Source organism: Rhizobium chutanense, assembly GCF_002531935.1.
In the GTDB taxonomy this organism is placed as follows: domain Bacteria; phylum Pseudomonadota; class Alphaproteobacteria; order Rhizobiales; family Rhizobiaceae; genus Rhizobium; species Rhizobium chutanense.
This window is the reverse complement of record NZ_NWSV01000022.1, coordinates 53,680-69,585: the sequence shown is the minus strand read 5'-3', so window position 1 is coordinate 69,585 and position 15,906 is coordinate 53,680. Positions and strand designations below refer to the sequence as shown.

Sequence of the window (15,906 nt, the reverse complement as noted above, 5' to 3'; positions counted from 1 at the left end):
TCGACCGTCAGTCCAATTGTGCGGCCTTCTCACGCAGGACCACTGAAAACGCGCGGAGCCCCTGATGGTCCAGTGCATCAATGAATTCGTGAACCGCCGGCACCGTCTTCCGTAAATTCAACCGGCCGCGCCTGATGCTGTCGATCAATGCGCTCGAAAACGTGGAATGGAGGCCCACGAGGAAATTGTCTGGCGACACGCAGGCCACCCCATGAGGCCGAAGGTCCGCGGCTGGGAAATCCTTGAGATTCCACGTGACAATCAGAGAAGCCTTTCCGGCGATGGCTGCAGCTAAAACATGACGATCATCCGGATCCGGTAGCGAGAGGTCGGGGATGAGAATTCGGTGGTTGCCGACATCGGCATCGGGCAAAACTTCCTTGATCCGATCACGGGTCGCTTTCAGACGGGCGAAGGGTATATCGGGTGAGCCGATGGCCAGATTGCGAATCCACTCGGCGTGGATGTCGTCGGTCCAGCGTGCGTCGACGAGACCGTCGAAAGCACACTGGACCAAGACATTACGCAAATGGAAAGGGTAGAGGACGCAGGCATCATAGACCGCGACAGGCGGCTTAGAGGCCATGATTGACGATCAGATCCTCTGTGTCCTCGGCCAGCGCGTCGAGGCTTTTCTGGCGAGCATCGAGCTTGTCCTTGAGCGCGAGAACATCCTTCAACTTGGCTCGGCGGTGCTTGCCGACATAGCGGAAGGGCAGATCGCCGCGATCCATGCGCAGCACCACGAGAGGACGTGAGATGCCGAGGATGGTGGAGGCGTCGGTCGGGCTCAATTCCTGATCTTCCGTGAGCACGGCAACACGCTTGCCGCGCAACAGATGATCGAGGAGTGCTTCGACAGGTGCGAGAGCCGAGGCTGGGAGAGAAAGGGTTTGAAGTTGTCCACCTTCACGGCGAATCCGTAGTTCCAGTTGGTCGCCCTCCGCCAGATTTGGCATAGGCGCGACGGCCTTGCGGTCGCGATCCGACAATTTGGTAAATTGAAGAACATGGCTGGTCATGGCGAACACCTCTGACCATGTATATAGGGCAAGTCGCTTATAACTGCAATAACTGAAATATGCTCCGCTTTCCATCTCCGATTTCTGGGTGCCATAGGAGCGCGCGGCGAACAAGCTCGACCCGCCAACTTGAAGCGTGGGTTACCCGCCAACCGCAAGCGCTCCGCTTTCGATGTGGTCATGCAATGCAAAGGGGGCCGCCTCACCAACTATGCAGAAAAATAGGGCCGCTGGAAAACCAGGGCCCTTTAAGGTGTGAAGGTCAATAACCTCCAGAGGGGAACAGCTGATACGATGGCACTGGGAGGAAAACCATCGATTGCATCAACTGGAGGCAATATGCTCATATTTTGACCGCTTGGTAAACATTTTTTGTGCAGTGCAGCTATGCAGAAATGGCAGAGAGTTCTCTGGGCCGATTTGACCGGGATATAGCTTCACGCAGTCGAGATCGCCCGCTCGATGGCTTCCTTTTAGGGCGTCTACGTCGCTGACCAAGGAGGCTGGTGTGGATTATGGCAGCCGCGGCATTTCGCCGTCGGCTACACGCCAGATCCACGGCGTCATCTCGGCTCTCGCGGCGATCATCTCATTCAATGCAACGTCGTAGTCTTCGTCGGCCTTCGTCGGAACGATGAACATGGCGATCGGCGCTGGCCTTGCCTCCGGTAAGGTCACGGAGGCAATCGGCTGGTCGCGCGAAAGATCGAACCGGAGTCCTTTCACGCTCCTTCGCTTCAGGCTGGAGAGCCGCTCCAGGAGACGCTGTTCATGGATGGTTTCGAACGGGATCCAGTTCTCGTTGACCACCATCAGCGCCACTTCCTCGACCGAAGCTATCCCCGCTCCCGAAATGCCGAACGTGGCGATGACGATGAGATGAAACCCCTCGTTGGATCGCCACAGTTCCAGTTCGGTTTCATATCGGGCATTCAACCGTTTCCACGCCCCCTCATCGAGCATGAAGGGGAAAGGCAGGTGGCGCACCAGCATCTTCTGGCCATCGCGCGCTGAGGAAAATTCCTTTACCTCTCCGACGGTCATCATCAGTTTCCGCGGACCGGGACCGGTTAACTGGGCGCCGGCCAACATAGCCGCACGCCGCGCTGAAATCCCCTCTTTGTCGTCCTGATGAAACACTTCCGGGACAAACAAGATATCGCTGAGAGGGCCGCCGCGGACGATCATCTGCTTTGCCGCGTTCACCAGACTGCTGCGCACGCGCCCCCAGCCGCGTTTCCCGGCCCATAGCGAGGTCCATTCCGTCAGCTCCCCCATGTCCCAGAGATAATGGAGCATCGCCCTGAGCGAGAGCTTCTTGGGCTCGCTTCGCACAGTCTCCGACGGCTCCGAAGGCGATGTCGACGTCGATCGGCCCCCTCGTTTCGACAGCGAAAAATTGAGTTTCAGCGTTGCCGCACCGGTCGCCGCGTCGATTTGGATGGCGTTGCCGATCAACGGCCCGAGGCCGGATAGCTCATACGGCGGGTCGTAAGACGAGCAGCCGGGATCATGCTGCCGGCCTGAGAGCGGCATGCGTTTGATCAGGAATTGGCCATCCATCCGGGCAATGTACATCGGCACCGGCGGTTGCCGACACGGGCAAAGTGGCCTGAGCTTCTGTTCGTAAGCGCGTTCGAGCTGCGGCAGAAACTCTGGAGAACTGTCGTCGAACGCCTGGTTGCCGATCAAAAACTGTCGCACGTCGTTCCTCCCTTGCCTGGCCAAAGGCTGATCGAGCCGTAAAAGGAAGGCGTAGCATGAGCTTCGCGGACTTTACTAGCGCAAAATAGTTAGTATGTAAATGTTACGGCCGCTGGGGCCGATTTCAACGCCAAGGCAGGAAAGAAGATACGTGCATTCCAGCCTCCAAAAATTAAAATTAACGATCATGATAATTAGAAGTCAACGGTGCGTTGATTAGAAGTCAGCCGGTCAAAATGTAGAGGCTGCGCCAGCATGAAGTGAGTTCTAATCGCGTGCTACCCAGCCCTTCGAGCCGGCCGGCACTGAACCGCCGATCACCTTGCCGCCTTCCGACTGCCCGATGGCTGCCGGCGTCTCTACATCGCAGCTGACGCCGATGCGGCCGGCCGGCACGTATCGAGGGATTGAGCTACCGCGCCCAGGCGCTGGGGATCCTGCCGCTAGTGCTTGCCCCGGAGTTCGGCGACTTCAACGAGGATCTGCGCCGGCTCAGTCCGGAACGGCTCATCGCTAATCTCAGGGCGCAGCTCGTTCTGAAACGCTCTGGCCTTTCTGCCCGCATGATCGAGCCGGACGGGGAAGGTGAGGGCGTGAGGGCCTACAGGATGGCAGGTCTCTGCCGGTCGCCGCACGGGTAGGCGCCCGCCCGCGGGCCTGCCGAGAGGCGACCCTTACCATGCGGCGGGCGGGCCTTCAGCGGGTCGCTCAGGTTTCTTCCCCTGGCTTGGGCCGCGTGCGGCCCGCCATTCCTGGCACAGCAAGAAACCTCCCTTCCGCCGCCCGGCGCTTCGCCGCGGCGTCAGGCGCCGCGGTTCCGGCCCGTCTGCCGCGTGGACAGGGATCGCCGTCAGGCCGCGAGAGGCGCGGCCCAAATCCGACGGAGACCATCTGAACCTAAGTCTTCCCATCGACGACGCCTTCGAGCCCCGCCCCGCCTCGTCCCCAACCGACCGTTTCATCTACGAGATGCAGATCTACGGCCATCGCCCCTTCCAGGATGAACCGGACCCGCGTCCGCTGCCGGAGGAGCCGGTCGTCCAGTCGGCGCTGACCGCCATGTTCGATGCTCTATTCGAAATGCTCGGCGATACCCGCCTGGAGCCCGATCTCGAAGACCTCCTGTGGTCGACGGTCAATCTCTTCCACCGCGCCGGCGAGCGCATCCAGCGGGAGCTTCAGCGTAATGAGGATAGCCAACGCAACGGTCAGCGCGAGCAGGACGGCTCGGAGGTCAAGAGTGTCGAGTTGGAGCGCCTCGTTGCCGAAGGCATCACGCTGCTTGAGCGCCGCAATGCCTTCGAGTTCATGCGCGCCTATGCGGGCGACCACTTCGAAGCCAATGCGGCTCGGCATGGCGGCCGCGGACGGGCTCCAAGGTCAGCCACGCCAACATGACCGCGGCGATGATCGACTCCAGAGACTTTCCATCCGCCCGCCGGCGCGCCGAGACCGAAGTGCTGATCCCGGCAGGCACCAAGATCGCCTTCGGCGGCGGCATCGACTACAATGATCACGAACGAATCTGGGCGAAACTCGATCAAGCCCTCGCCAAATATCCCGACATGGTGCTGCTGCACGGCGGCTCGCCGAAGGGCGCCGAACGTATCGCTGCCTGCTGGGCAGAAGCGCGCAAGGTGATACAGATCGCCTTCAAACCGAATGGACGAAGCACGCCAAGGCCGCACCGTTCCGCCGCAATGACGACATGCTCTCGGTCATGCCGGCTGGCGTCGTCATCTTCCCCGGCTCCGGCATTACCGGCAATCTTGCCGACAAGGCCCGCCGACTTGGCATCTCCGTTTTGGCAAGCGGCGGGAGATGGCGCGTAAGCGCCATCTGTCCATACGGCTGAAGGAGATGCTTGCATTTCGCAAAAATTGTGTACACATTTGCCGCTGAAACGGAGCTTCGCCATGACCCAATCTCGGCAGCAGATACCATCTCCCCGCCGTGTCGGCGTGCGGGAATTTCGCGGCAACCTGACGTCTTTCCTCAAGCAGGTCGAAGACGGCCAGCGGTTCGTCCTGACGTCGCATCACAAGGTTGTCGCCGAAATCGGCCCGCCGTCAGCCGGCGTCGTCATGCGGAAACCAGGCGCGTTGCGCGGAAAGATCAAAGTTGCCGATGACTTCGATGGTCTGCCGGCGGATGTTCTGAAGTCCATGGAAGACGGGACGTGAGGCTGCTGCTCGATACACATGCCTTGCTGTGGTGGCTGAACGACGACGAGAAGCTAGGGAACCATGCGCGTCGCCTTATTGGCGATCCCGAGAATGATGTCCTCGTCAGTGCTGTCTCCCTTTGGGAAATCACTGTGAAGCTGCGCATCGGCAAACTTGATGCCGATATCGAAGAGATTGTTGCGATTTTGCCGGATCAAGGTTTCGACCGGCTGGATATCTCGGACGCGCATCTTATCGCTCTCGCTGCTCTTCCACTTCATCACCGCGATCCTTTCGATCATCTGCTCATGGCGCAAGCCGTGGCGGAGGGAGCGTATTTGGTTTCGGACGATCAAAATGTCGCGCTTTATGGCATTCCGTTTGTGACTTGCTCCGATCCTGTTGCCTTGTGATCTCACCGAGCTTGGCTCCGCGGATGAAGCCGGCTCAGATCGTTCCGGTTGCGTGTTTGCCAATGGCGATGTACCTGGCGACCCATCGGCGGCTCAGGTGCTTGGGAGCGGGCACGTTTGGGGAAGATCACTCATTCGACGCCCGCGTGAACAGCTTCACCCGGGATTGGAGCACGGTGTGCAGACGGCAATGCGGTGCCGCGGCGACCTCGCCGATCAGCAGAAATGTTATCGAGGTGCTCACAGCCTGCCGCAGCCGGGAGCGGGCGAGGGTATTGTGTTGATCGACATGCGGGCGAAGCGTCCGTGGAGTGTGCGGCCAATATCCCCCAGTGCTTGGACCGGGAGGCCATGGTTTGTTGTCTCCTTCGATTGCCCCGAACCATTCCCGTTTTATATCGCTCGTATAGACGACCGCCTGCTTTGGCGGCCAACCCCTGAAGGGGTAAGACTCGCCCGAAATTTTTGCAAAATTCGATTTCGGTTCGTTTATCCTGGTGGAAAATAGAATTTTGCAAAATTTTCAGGCGAGCTGACCGCAGCAGGTCGGCCGTCTCTTCGTGCGCCATCGGGAATGGTCCCGAGCAACCGAAGGAGACAACAACCATGGCCACCACGATCGCAACGCTCACGCAGAAGACCGACGGCATCCTCGAAGGCGTCTTCGCCACGATCCGGGTCAACGCCCCGATCGCCATCGTCCCAAATGCCAGCAAGGCAAGCGAAGAAGCGCCCGACTACCGCGTCATTCACCGCAAGACGGGCTTCGAGATCGGCGCCGCCTGGAACCGCATCGCGCGGCAGACCGGCGAGGAATACCTCTCAGTGAAGCTTGAGGCTCCCGAGATCGGTGTGATCTTCGGCAATCTCGCACCGGCACCCGGCGGCGATCCTAGCAAGAAGGTGATCCTCTGGAACAGCCCGAACTGAAGAACAAAGCGAGCGGCCCCGAGCAATCGGGGCCGGCTTCGCCGTATCTCAGGTTTTGCGCGCAATAGCGGGATTGAAAGCGGGCATCGAGCCCGCCTTCAATCCTCCTGTCGTGCCACACGAGACCAAGGACCCTGTCTGCTCAGATACTTGAAGTCTGCCGTGAGGCTCGTGCCGCCTCAAGGACTTCGCGGCCCCTCCTATTTTCAGCCGGCGCCCTGAAGGGCACCGTCAGAAAATCGGTTCCTCCGCTCGCCGGCTCCGCCGGTCGCTGACGCGATCCTTGACCCGGCCCGATCCTCACGACCCCGGGCGTCATCTTTCACATTTCAGGAGACGACGATGACGATTGCACTCGAAATTCAGGTTGAGGAACTGCGGGCCGAGCTCAGAAACGCCGATCCGGCTGAGCGCCGCCAGATCGAAGCGGAGCTGGAGATCGCTCGGGCCGAACTGAGGGTAGCGATCGCCGAGCAGGAGGGCGCCATCGACGCCGCGCCACCCTTCTGAGGCGGCGTTTGCCTCCTCGCCTGGGCCGGCACGCCGGATCGACCGGCGCGTCGACCCGAAGCTGCGCTTCACGCCGATAATTACCGGCAAGGACCAGGAAGACTTCCGCGGACAGCCCGGACCATGGGTTCCCGTCCGACATTTGTGTTCGGCCTATAGCCGCGCGCCCGTTTTGATCGGAGAAGTTCGAGGAACATACGGACTGCATCCTCCTCTCTGTCGAAGTGATGCACCATGGCTTGTCCGATCGTTCCGATGCGTCCCCATCGCCGCGTCAGGCATGGTGTGCCGAACAACGTCGGTTCGATTGCGAGCGCGTAGAAGCGCGCCATGTTTTTCGTCGCGTCCCTGCGTTCGATGTAGAGCTGATAGGGTTGAGTGAGCATGACGGAGAGTCGCCTCTTCCAGCTTTTGCGTCTAACGACACTTATGAATCGGTCGGCCCACACCGATTCATTTTTGTGATGATCGTTGAAGCCGAAGATCATGGATTTGGGCGAGCCGGCCAATCGGCGGCCGGGTGCTATTCGCTCCGCTCACGGAGCCCGAACACCGTCTCCGCCTCCGGTCACGCCCCCTCTCGCGGAATGACGTGAGCGAATTGCCCAGCCGCAGGGCGGCGGTTCTATCCTCGACACCTCCTGCCGGCTCACGCCGGAAACGGTCGCGTCCCCTTCGGGTCCGCGGGTCTCTTCTCTCTCTGACGTCCAATTTTACTCCAGCAAATCCGGCGTCAAGGACGGCGCGTCTCCCCCAATTTTTCCGCTGCTGCGTTTCACTGCGCTCTGGAAAAATCGGTTCCCCCGCTTGCGAGCCGCGTCCCGCGGTCCTTGACCCCTCTTTGCAAGAGAGTGGCCGATCTCCGTCATCAACGAAGGAGATCACATTATGACAACCGATCAGAACCTCATACTCTACACCAAGTTTGCCGGCTTCCGGCTCGTCGTCCTGGCAAACCGCTTCGGCTGCGACAGCGATTTTTCGCGAGAGCTTCACGATCGCCTGGTTGAGGGGCTCGACGCGGCAATCGATCGGATCAGCGTCATCATGGAATTGGAACGAAGTGTTCTCATCGGGGAGGATGAATTCGCCGAATATCAGCTGGAGGGCGAGATCGAGATTTTCGGGCGCTTCACTATCAATCTGCTGGACGAACTCGAAATTGATTACGACACGCATGAATTCCGCGTCAACGGCGGCGATTGGATGAGCGCTTGGGCTGCCGACGACACTGGCGTCGATATCAACTATCCTGAGCTCGTTGCGCTGATTGCGGACGAACTCGGCTCGCTGGCGCCGATCATCAAGGATATCACGTTGGCAACTCGCATCCCGGTCTATGCGGGGCGCGTCGTTTGGTCATGGTGGTAGCAGCACCATCTCACATACTGAGAGGCGACAGACGAGGTTGCCTCTCAGTTGCCGATGGCCCTCAAGTGAGCCGAGGAAGGACGGCTGCGAAGTTTCACAACAATCGCAGTAATGTTGTAAATGCTGTAAATTCCAGCGATAGCAAGGAAGCCCAATGCCGAAGCCAAGCGGGACGTATTCAACCAGTGACCTCTCACGTAAATCCGGCGACATCATCGCCGAGGCGCTGCGTCATCCGGTGACGATCACCCAGCGGAACAAACCCCGGCTGGTTCTCCTCAATATCGAAGATTATCAGCAACTGATCAGGCAGGCAGACCGACGCACCGTCGGCACTATCGAAACGATGCCCGATGAGCTTTTTGCCGAACTCGAAAACGCCGTCGACGCCTATGCCGGCGAGGACGAGGTGGGCCGCTCATAAAACCACGATCATAGCACCGGTTTGACGAAACGATTGACCTTCGCTGCCTGATCCATCTCCTTTCGCCGGAAGTAGATCGCCCGGCCGCAGCGGATCGGACTATGCCCCTGGACGATGATGATCTGCTCGTCCTTCCTCATCGACTGGGTGATCTCGTGCGGCATGATCAGCGGCCGGCGCTGGAAGTTGACGTTCTCGGATCTCCTGGATGCATTGTTCTTCGTGTCCCAGCCGATGTTGCGGGAACTGCCCTTCACCTCCACCGTCATCTCGCCACATTGCGCAGAGAGGTTGCGCGCCGTGTCGAGCGCCTTGATCGCTGCGTAAGAGGCGAAAGCGCAGCCATCGATCCATGACGTCGCGCCATCCTTCCCGAAATGCCGCTCCAACTGCCCGACCGACTGGTACATCAACATCATCGAGATGCCGTACTTGCGGCCGCGGTCGCGCGCCTCCTCGAGCACCCTCATGTAGCCGAGCAGATCGACCTCATCGAGCATGAACAGCGCCCGGCGCTGGAAGGCGCCGTCGGCCTGCACCATGGCGTTGATGAGCGAGCCGATGATCACACGAGCGATGCCCGGATAGGAGCGCAAGATCGATGCGGAGATGTTGAGGAAGACGTCCTTCTTGCCCGAAACGATATCGCTCGGTTTGAAGGCATTGCCGCAGACAAGCGCGGCATAACTGTCGAGCGACAGCCACTGCGTATCCTTCGATGCGGTGGAATAGACGCCGCTGAAGGTCTGCTCGGTCATGTTGGTGAAGACACCCAGAGTTTCGCGGATGAAGTCCGATTGCGAGTTCTCCTGAATGTCGCGCAGCATGGCGAGCACCGAGGGCTCCGGCTCCGAGACGATCTCCCTCAAGCTTCGCAGATTCCGCCGGCCGGCATATTCCGGCGACAGCATCACATGAGCAAGCAGCCCCGTCAGCAGATTGTGCGCCTGACTCTGGAAATAGGAGCCCGTCGAGCTTTCGAAGCGCACGCTCTCCGATAGCAGCATATGCGCGATGCCGACAATATCCTCTTCCTTTTGGCGCGACGTCTCTATCCCGTCAAGCACGTTGAAGCCCATGATCGGGTTTGTGGGGTCGAGCACCATCACCTCGCGCCCGAGCGCATGGGTGCGGTGCTCGACGACCATGGGCGCCACCTCGGTGGAGGGATCGAGGCAAATCAGGGGCCCGGTATATCTGAGCGCCGTCGGCACAACGTTGCTGGTCGTCTTGTATCCGCCCGATCCCGCGAAAAACAGCATGTGGGTGGAATCGAAGTCCTGCTTGTATGTCAGCAGCGGCGCCTTGCCGCCCTGTCCCCATGTGCCGCGATCGTTTGCATCGAAGGGGAGCTGATGAACAATTTCCTTGTCGACCCGATAGCGCTCGCCGACGACGATCTCCCCATCGGGCGGAAACAGTTTTGCGGCCGCTGCCATGGACAGCCAGTCGGCGTCCCCGAACGTTCCGCGCCGGGCGCGGTTGATCTCATCCGGCACGACGACGGAGATGCGGGCCGATACCGCCACTGCCAGGAATCCCGCGACAGCGCCGAGGACTGCGACCATATCAAGATAGGATAGCGCTCGATCCCATGTGATGACCCCGGTTTGCACCGAAGGTCCAAGCCGCGCGAATTCGCGCATGGCATAGGAGGCGGAGACGCCCAGATAACACAGAAGGCTTGTCATCGCGACCGGCCTTCGCCGATGCAGCGGCAAGGCCCAGACGGTCAGTAGCCCGGCGAGCGGCCCGAACAGCAGCGCCGGCACAGGTGCGGCTCGCAGGAACCAGTATTCCATCCTTCCCGGCATGCCGGCGGCGAGCCCAGGCCAACGCCAGCCTGCAATGTAGACTGCAATTGCCGTGACCACGACAGGCGCGAAAACGAACAGCAGGCTCGGATGCGGCTTCCCTCTCGCTATCATTCAGCCACCTCCTCGATACGCGACGGAATGCCGTTCAACGAAGTGATTTTGAAAGCGTCTTCGCCGATATGGCTGAGGCGCCGATGCTCGGGCGAGCCCGGCATCAGTCGCGCCAGTTCGATGAGTCCGCCAAGCAGGAACGCCCGATCCGCCTTCGACAGTCCGGCTTTGATGACGATCCCGCCGAGCAGGATTTTCTCGCGTGTGTCGCGTTTGCGTTCAGCCGTCATGTGGAACCTGGCCCTGCGCTCCAGCGCTGCTATCTGCCGGTCGGCGCGTTTGAGGAGCGGGGCCAGCACCCCCTTTCTTTTCCCCTTTGCGAAATCGCGCGGCGATCTCCTCGATGATCCGGTCGACCTCCTCATCGGCGATCTCCATCTCTGCCAAGCCGGATTTCGTCGCGGCGCGGGCAAAACGCTCGGCCGATTTAACTATCAACAGACGTTTGCGTTCGCGCAGCTTCTCGATTTGCGCATCGAGATCGGAAATCGATGATTTGATCGCCATTCCTGGTTCCTTTCCGGTTCAGATAATCGAACACGAAGCGATTATACTAACTAGAAGACGATAGTAAAGTGAGGTACGTTGCAACGGGAAAGACGGCATCGGCCTTGTCAGGCCGATCTGTTTGAGGGCGCAATATACGTCGCTGTCGCGACGTGCTTGGGCCAGTCTGGAGACGCCAGTGGCGATCATGTTCGTCAGAGCGCAGGTGATCAGTAGGGGATCGGGACGCAGCATCGTCTCGGCTGCCGCCTATCGCCACCGCGCCCGGATGATGGACGAGCAGGCGGGAACGTCGTTCAGCTATCGCGGTGGGGCGGGCGAACTGATGTATGAGGAACTGGCGCTGCCGGATGAGATCCCGGATTGGCTGCGGTCGGCGATATCAGGTCAGTCCGTCAGCAAGGCCAGCGAAGTGTTTTGGAATGCCGTTGACGCCTTCGAGACGCGGGCAGATGCGCAGCTCGCCCGCGAACTGATCATCGCGCTGCCGGAGGAGCTGACGCGGGCCGAGAATATCACGCTGGTGCGCGAATTCGTCCGCGACAATCTCACCTCGAAAGGAATGATCGCCGACTGGGTCTATCACGACAAGGACGGCAACCCGCACATCCACCTGATGACGACGCTCCGGCCGCTGACGGAGGAGGGGTTCGGGGCAAAGAAGGTTCCAGTGCTTGGTGAGGATGGTAAGCCGCTGCGCGTCGTCACGCCGGACCGCCCGAACGGCAAGATCGTCTACAAAGTCTGGGCGGGCGACAAGGAAACGATGAAGGCGTGGAAGATCGCCTGGGCGGAAACGGCCAACCGGCATCTGGCGCTGGCCGGACATGACATCCGCCTCGACGGTCGCTCCTATGCCGAACAGGGCCTCGACGGCATCGCGCAAAAACATCTCGGGCCGGAGAAGGCGGCGCTGGCGAGGAAGGGCAGGGAGCTCCACTTCGCGCCGGCCGATCTCGCCCGCCGCCAGGAGATGGCCGATCGGCTGCTTTCAGAGCCGGAGCTTTTGCTGAAGCAGCTCGGCAATGAACGCTCTACCTTCGACGAGAGGGAAATCGCTAAGGCGCTGCACCGTTATGTCGACGATCCCACCGATTTTGCCAACATCCGCGCCAGGCTGATGGCGTCGGACCAATTGGTCATACTGAAGCCGCAGGAGATCGAGGCAGAGACAGGAAAGGTGTCGGAGCCCGCGATGTTTACCACGCGGGAGATGCTGCGCATCGAATACGACATGGCGCAGTCGGCGCGGGTTTTGTCGGAGCGTCGCGGCTTCGGCGTTTCCGAGCGGAATGTGACGGTGGCGATCGAACGCGTGGAGAGCATCGAGAGCGGCGATCCCAAAACTCCGTTCCGGCTCGATGCAGAGCAGGTCGATGCTGTCCGTCATGTCACCGGTGATGGTGGCATTGCCGCTATTGTAGGCCTTGCCGGCGCCGGCAAATCGACGCTGCTTGCTGCCGCACGTCTTGCCTGGGAGGGCGAGGGACGCCGGGTGATCGGTGCAGCCCTTGCCGGCAAGGCGGCGGAAGGGCTGCAAGACAGTTCCGGCATCAAGTCGCGGACACTTGCCTCCTGGGAACTGGCCTGGGCCAATGGCCGCGATACGCTCCATCGCGGTGATGTGCTGGTGATCGACGAGGCCGGCATGGTGGCCTCGCAGCAGATGGCCCGTGTGCTGAAGATTGCCGAGGAGGCTGAGGTAAAGGTCGTGCTGGTCGGCGACGCGATGCAGCTGCAGCCGATCCAGGCCGGTGCTGCCTTCCGGGCAATTACCGAACGCATCGGCTTTGCTGAGCTTGCCGGCGTGCGCCGCCAGCGTGAGGCCTGGGCGCGCGATGCCTCGCGTCTGTTTGCCCGCGGCGAAGTCGAGAAGGGCCTAGACGCCTATGCCCGCCATGGCCATCTGGTCGAGGCAGGGTCACGCGAGGAAACGATCGATCGCATCGTCTCCGACTGGGCTGCTGCGCGCAGAGAGGCAATCGAGCGATCAACGTCTGAGGGCAGGGATGGCCGTCTTCGCGGTGATGAACTGCTGGTGCTCGCCCACACCAACGACGATGTCCGCAAGCTCAACGAGGCGCTGCGTGAGGTGATGGCCGGCGATAATGCCCTCGGCGAAAGCCGCAGCTTCCGGACCGAGCGCGGGGCGCGAAAATTTGCCGCCGGCGACCGCATCATCTTCCTGGAGAACGCCCGCTTCCTCGAGCCGCGGGCCAAGCACTCCGGGCCGCAATATGTCAAGAACGGCATGCTCGGCACGGTCACCGCGACCGGCGACAAACGCGGCGATCCGCTGCTGTCGGTTCTGCTCGACAATGGCAATAAAGTCGTCTTCGGCGAGGACAGTTATGACAATGTCGACCACGGCTATGCCGCAACGATCCACAAATCTCAAGGGTCGACCGTCGACCGCACCTTCGTGCTCGCCACCGGCATGATGGACCGGCATCTGACCTATGTGTCGATGACCCGGCATCGCGACCGCGTCGATCTTTATGCGGCGAAAGAGGATTTTGAGCCGAGACCGGAATGGGGACGCAAACCGCGTGTCGATCATGCCGCCGGTGTCACCGGCGAGCTTGTCGAAACCGGCGAAGCCAAATTCCGGCCCGAGGACGAGGATGCCGACGACAGCCCCTATGCCGATGTCAGGACGGACGACGGAACCGCCCATCGGCTCTGGGGCGTCAGCCTGCCGAAGGCACTCGAGGAGGCCGGCATCCAGGAAGGCGACACCGTGACGCTGCGCAAGGATGGTGTCGAGCGGGTCAAGGTCCAGATTGCCGTTGTCGACGAGGAGACAGGTCACAAGCATTACGAGGAGAGAGAGGTCGATCGCAACGTCTGGACGGCCAGCCAGGTCGAGACCGCTAGCGCACGACAGGAGCGCATCGAGCGGGAAAGTCATCGGCCGGAACTCTTCAATCCGCTCGTCGAACGCTTGTCGCGCTCCGGTGCCAAGACGACGACGCTCGATTTTGAGAGCGAGGCCAGTTACCGCGCACACGCGAACGACTTCGCCCGGCGCCGCGGGCTCGATCATCTCTCGCTTGCCGCAGCCGAGATGGAGGAAAGCCTTACCCGGCGCTGGGCCTGGATTGCCGAGAAGAGGGAGCAGGTGGCCAAGCTCTGGGAGAGGGCAAGCGTGGCGCTCGGCTTTGCCATCGAGCGGGAACGGCGGGTCGCCTACAATGAAGAACGGAGCCAGACGATGGTCGAAGCGACATCCAGTGACGCGCGAACTGCATCCCACTCCGTCTCGGGCGCAAGTGCTGCTGAAACACGCTATCTGATCCCGCCGGCCACGTCCTTTGTCAGCAGCGTCGAGGAGGATGCGCGGTTGGCGCAGCTTGCGTCGCCGGCCTGGACAGAGCGGGAGGTGATCCTGCGGCCGCTGCTGGAGAAGATCTACCGGGATCCGGATGCAGCGCTCGTCTCGCTGAATGCACTGGCGTCGGATATCGGAGTCGCACCCAGCAGGCTCGCCGACGACCTTGCGGCAGCCCCTGGTCGGCTTGGCCGGCTGCGTGGCTCCGAGCTGATCGTCGACGGACGCGTGGCGCGTGAAGAGCGCAATCTCGCTGTCGCGGCCGTGAAGGAACTGCTTCCGATGGCCCGTGCCCATGCGACCGAGTTCCGCAGGAACGCCGTACGGTTCGAACTGCGCGAGCAGACGCGCCGCGCGCATATGTCATTGTCGATCCCGACGCTCTCCGAACGCGCCATGGCGCGTCTTGTGGAAATCGAGGCGGTGCGCAGCCAGGGCGGGGACGATGCCTACAAGACGGCCTTTGCGCTTACCGCCAAAGATCGATCGGTGGTGCAGGAGATCAAGGCGGTGAGCGAAGCTTTGACGGCCCGCTTTGGCTGGAGCGCATTTAGCGCGAAGGCGGATGTGATCGCTGAACGCAACATAGTCGAGCGCGTGCCGGAGGATCTCACGGATGAACGGCGCGGAAAGCTGATGCGGCTGTTCGAAGCCGTGCGGCGCTTTGCCGACGAGCAGCACCTCGCCGAACGTCGGGATCGCTCAAAGATCGTTGCCGGCGCCAGTGTCGATCTGAGGACAGAGACGGAGAAGGGGGTGGGGAAGGAGAACCTTCCCATTCCCCCGATGCTCGCCGCCGTCACCGAGTTCAAGATCCCCGTTGACGACGAGGCGCGATCTCGGGCTCTTGCTTCGCCTCTCTATCGTCAGCAGCGTGTGGCACTGGCGAACGCGGCAACGACAATCTGGCGCGATCCGGCTGAAGTCGTCGGCAAGATCGAGGAACTTCTCCAGAAAGGTTTTGCCGCCGAGCGCATTGGAGCCGCGGTGACCAACAATCCTGCCGCCTATGGTGCCTTGCGTGGTTCGGATCGCCTGATGGACCGGATGCTGGCCTCTGGCCGAGAGCGGAAAGAGGCGACGCGGACCGTGCCGGAAGCTGCAGCGCGTCTGCGCGCGCTCGGTGCGGCCTACACCAATGCGCTCAACTCAGAACGCCAGGCTATCACGGACGAACGGCGGCGCATGGCGGTTGCCATTCCAGCTCTTTCGAAAGCTGCGGAAGAGGCGCTGGTGCGCCTGACGGCCGAGGCGAGGAAGGACAGCAGAAGGCTCGGCGTCTCCGCCGCGTTCCTCGATCCGGGCATTGGCCGGGAGTTTGCGGCCGTCAGCCGGGCGCTCGACGAGCGCTTTGGTCGCAATGCCCTCGTCCGAGGTGACAAGGATCTTGTCAACCGCGTGCCGCCACCGCAGCGCCGAGCTTTCGCGGCGATGCAGGAGCGGTTGAAGGTCCTGCAGCAGACTGTCCGTCTGCAGAGCAGTGAGCAGATCATAGCGGAGCGGCGCCAAAGGGCTGCTAGCCGCGCTCGCGGCATCAACCTCTGAGACTCGAAGAAAAGCGGGGTGACGAAATGGTTGGTAGATTGGAAAAGCACTACGAC

14 protein-coding genes and 2 pseudogenes are annotated in these 15,906 nt (G+C 61.1%); 9 read left to right on the top strand and 7 right to left on the bottom strand.

Going from position 1 to position 15,906, the window contains the following annotated elements; translation table 11 throughout:
- Positions 1-7: 7 nt before the first annotated feature.
- The 3 genes from CO666_RS24960 to CO666_RS24950 all read right to left on the bottom strand — a co-directional run bounded on the left by CO666_RS24960 (position 8) and on the right by CO666_RS24950 (position 2,726).
- Positions 8-586 (bottom strand): PIN domain-containing protein, encoded by a 579-nt coding sequence (locus CO666_RS24960; RefSeq protein WP_097592260.1) that lies wholly within the window; start codon positions 584-586, stop codon positions 8-10.
- A complete protein-coding gene (locus CO666_RS24955) occupies positions 576-1,097 on the bottom strand; it encodes a MerR family transcriptional regulator (RefSeq protein WP_064820043.1) in 522 nt (173 codons plus the stop codon). Before CO666_RS24955 ends, CO666_RS24960 begins: the two co-directional genes overlap by 11 nt.
- Positions 1,098-1,535: 438 nt before the next feature.
- On the bottom strand, positions 1,536-2,726 hold the full coding sequence (locus tag CO666_RS24950) for a DUF1173 domain-containing protein (RefSeq protein WP_064820021.1): 1,191 nt from the start codon (positions 2,724-2,726) through the stop codon (positions 1,536-1,538).
- A gap of 309 nt (positions 2,727-3,035) precedes the next feature.
- Here CO666_RS24950 and CO666_RS34655 point away from each other — a divergent pair.
- The 6 genes and pseudogenes from CO666_RS34655 to CO666_RS34260 form a co-directional block, all read left to right on the top strand.
- Positions 3,036-3,293: pseudogene (locus tag CO666_RS34655) on the top strand (toprim domain-containing protein); the annotation flags it as partial.
- 324 nt (positions 3,294-3,617) lie between these two features.
- Positions 3,618-4,558: pseudogene (locus CO666_RS24945) on the top strand (DUF2493 domain-containing protein).
- An 84-nt stretch (positions 4,559-4,642) separates the two neighbouring features.
- The gene (locus tag CO666_RS24940) at positions 4,643-4,909 is read left to right on the top strand and encodes a type II toxin-antitoxin system Phd/YefM family antitoxin (RefSeq protein ID WP_004676093.1); all 267 of its coding nucleotides are present in this window, start codon (positions 4,643-4,645) and stop codon (positions 4,907-4,909) included.
- The gene (locus tag CO666_RS24935; protein ID WP_008536014.1) at positions 4,906-5,304 is read left to right on the top strand and encodes a type II toxin-antitoxin system VapC family toxin; all 399 of its coding nucleotides are present in this window, start codon (positions 4,906-4,908) and stop codon (positions 5,302-5,304) included. Before CO666_RS24940 ends, CO666_RS24935 begins: the two co-directional genes overlap by 4 nt.
- A gap of 606 nt (positions 5,305-5,910) precedes the next feature.
- Positions 5,911-6,234: a DUF736 domain-containing protein gene (locus CO666_RS24925; protein ID WP_004676095.1), complete on the top strand. Its 324-nt coding sequence runs from the start codon at positions 5,911-5,913 to the stop codon at positions 6,232-6,234.
- A 342-nt stretch (positions 6,235-6,576) separates the two neighbouring features.
- On the top strand, positions 6,577-6,744 hold the full coding sequence (locus CO666_RS34260) for a hypothetical protein (protein WP_004676096.1): 168 nt from the start codon (positions 6,577-6,579) through the stop codon (positions 6,742-6,744).
- 80 nt (positions 6,745-6,824) lie between these two features.
- Here the strand turns inward: CO666_RS34260 and CO666_RS24920 are convergent, their stop codons facing one another.
- The gene (locus tag CO666_RS24920; RefSeq protein ID WP_004676097.1) at positions 6,825-7,130 is read right to left on the bottom strand and encodes a WGR domain-containing protein; all 306 of its coding nucleotides are present in this window, start codon (positions 7,128-7,130) and stop codon (positions 6,825-6,827) included.
- Positions 7,131-7,632: 502 nt separating this feature from the next.
- On the opposite strand from CO666_RS24920, the gene CO666_RS24910 reads away from it, so the two are divergent.
- Positions 7,633-8,115, top strand: a complete 483-nt coding sequence (locus tag CO666_RS24910; protein WP_004676098.1) for a hypothetical protein — start codon at positions 7,633-7,635, stop codon at positions 8,113-8,115.
- Between the two features lie 154 nt (positions 8,116-8,269).
- Complete coding sequence (locus CO666_RS24905) at positions 8,270-8,539, top strand: type II toxin-antitoxin system prevent-host-death family antitoxin (RefSeq protein WP_008536018.1); 270 nt, start codon at positions 8,270-8,272, stop codon at positions 8,537-8,539.
- Between the two features lie 8 nt (positions 8,540-8,547).
- On the opposite strand, the gene traG is transcribed toward CO666_RS24905, so the two are convergent.
- From traG to CO666_RS24890, 3 genes are read right to left on the bottom strand one after another with little or no spacing between them, the layout of a single operon-like run.
- Positions 8,548-10,467 carry a Ti-type conjugative transfer system protein TraG gene (gene traG, locus CO666_RS24900; RefSeq protein ID WP_097603307.1) on the bottom strand — a complete coding sequence of 640 codons (1,920 nt, stop codon included), beginning with the start codon at positions 10,465-10,467 and terminating at the stop codon, positions 8,548-8,550.
- Positions 10,464-10,697: a conjugal transfer protein TraD gene (locus tag CO666_RS24895; protein ID WP_012490309.1), complete on the bottom strand. Its 234-nt coding sequence runs from the start codon at positions 10,695-10,697 to the stop codon at positions 10,464-10,466. The genes traG and CO666_RS24895 overlap by 4 nt, the downstream gene beginning before the upstream one ends.
- Complete coding sequence (locus tag CO666_RS24890; protein WP_012490308.1) at positions 10,687-10,974, bottom strand: TraC family protein; 288 nt, start codon at positions 10,972-10,974, stop codon at positions 10,687-10,689. The genes CO666_RS24895 and CO666_RS24890 overlap by 11 nt, the downstream gene beginning before the upstream one ends.
- A 178-nt stretch (positions 10,975-11,152) precedes the next feature.
- On the opposite strand from CO666_RS24890, the gene traA reads away from it, so the two are divergent.
- Positions 11,153-15,850, top strand: a complete 4,698-nt coding sequence (traA, locus tag CO666_RS24885; RefSeq protein WP_097603306.1) for a Ti-type conjugative transfer relaxase TraA — start codon at positions 11,153-11,155, stop codon at positions 15,848-15,850.
- Positions 15,851-15,906: the final 56 nt, after the last annotated feature.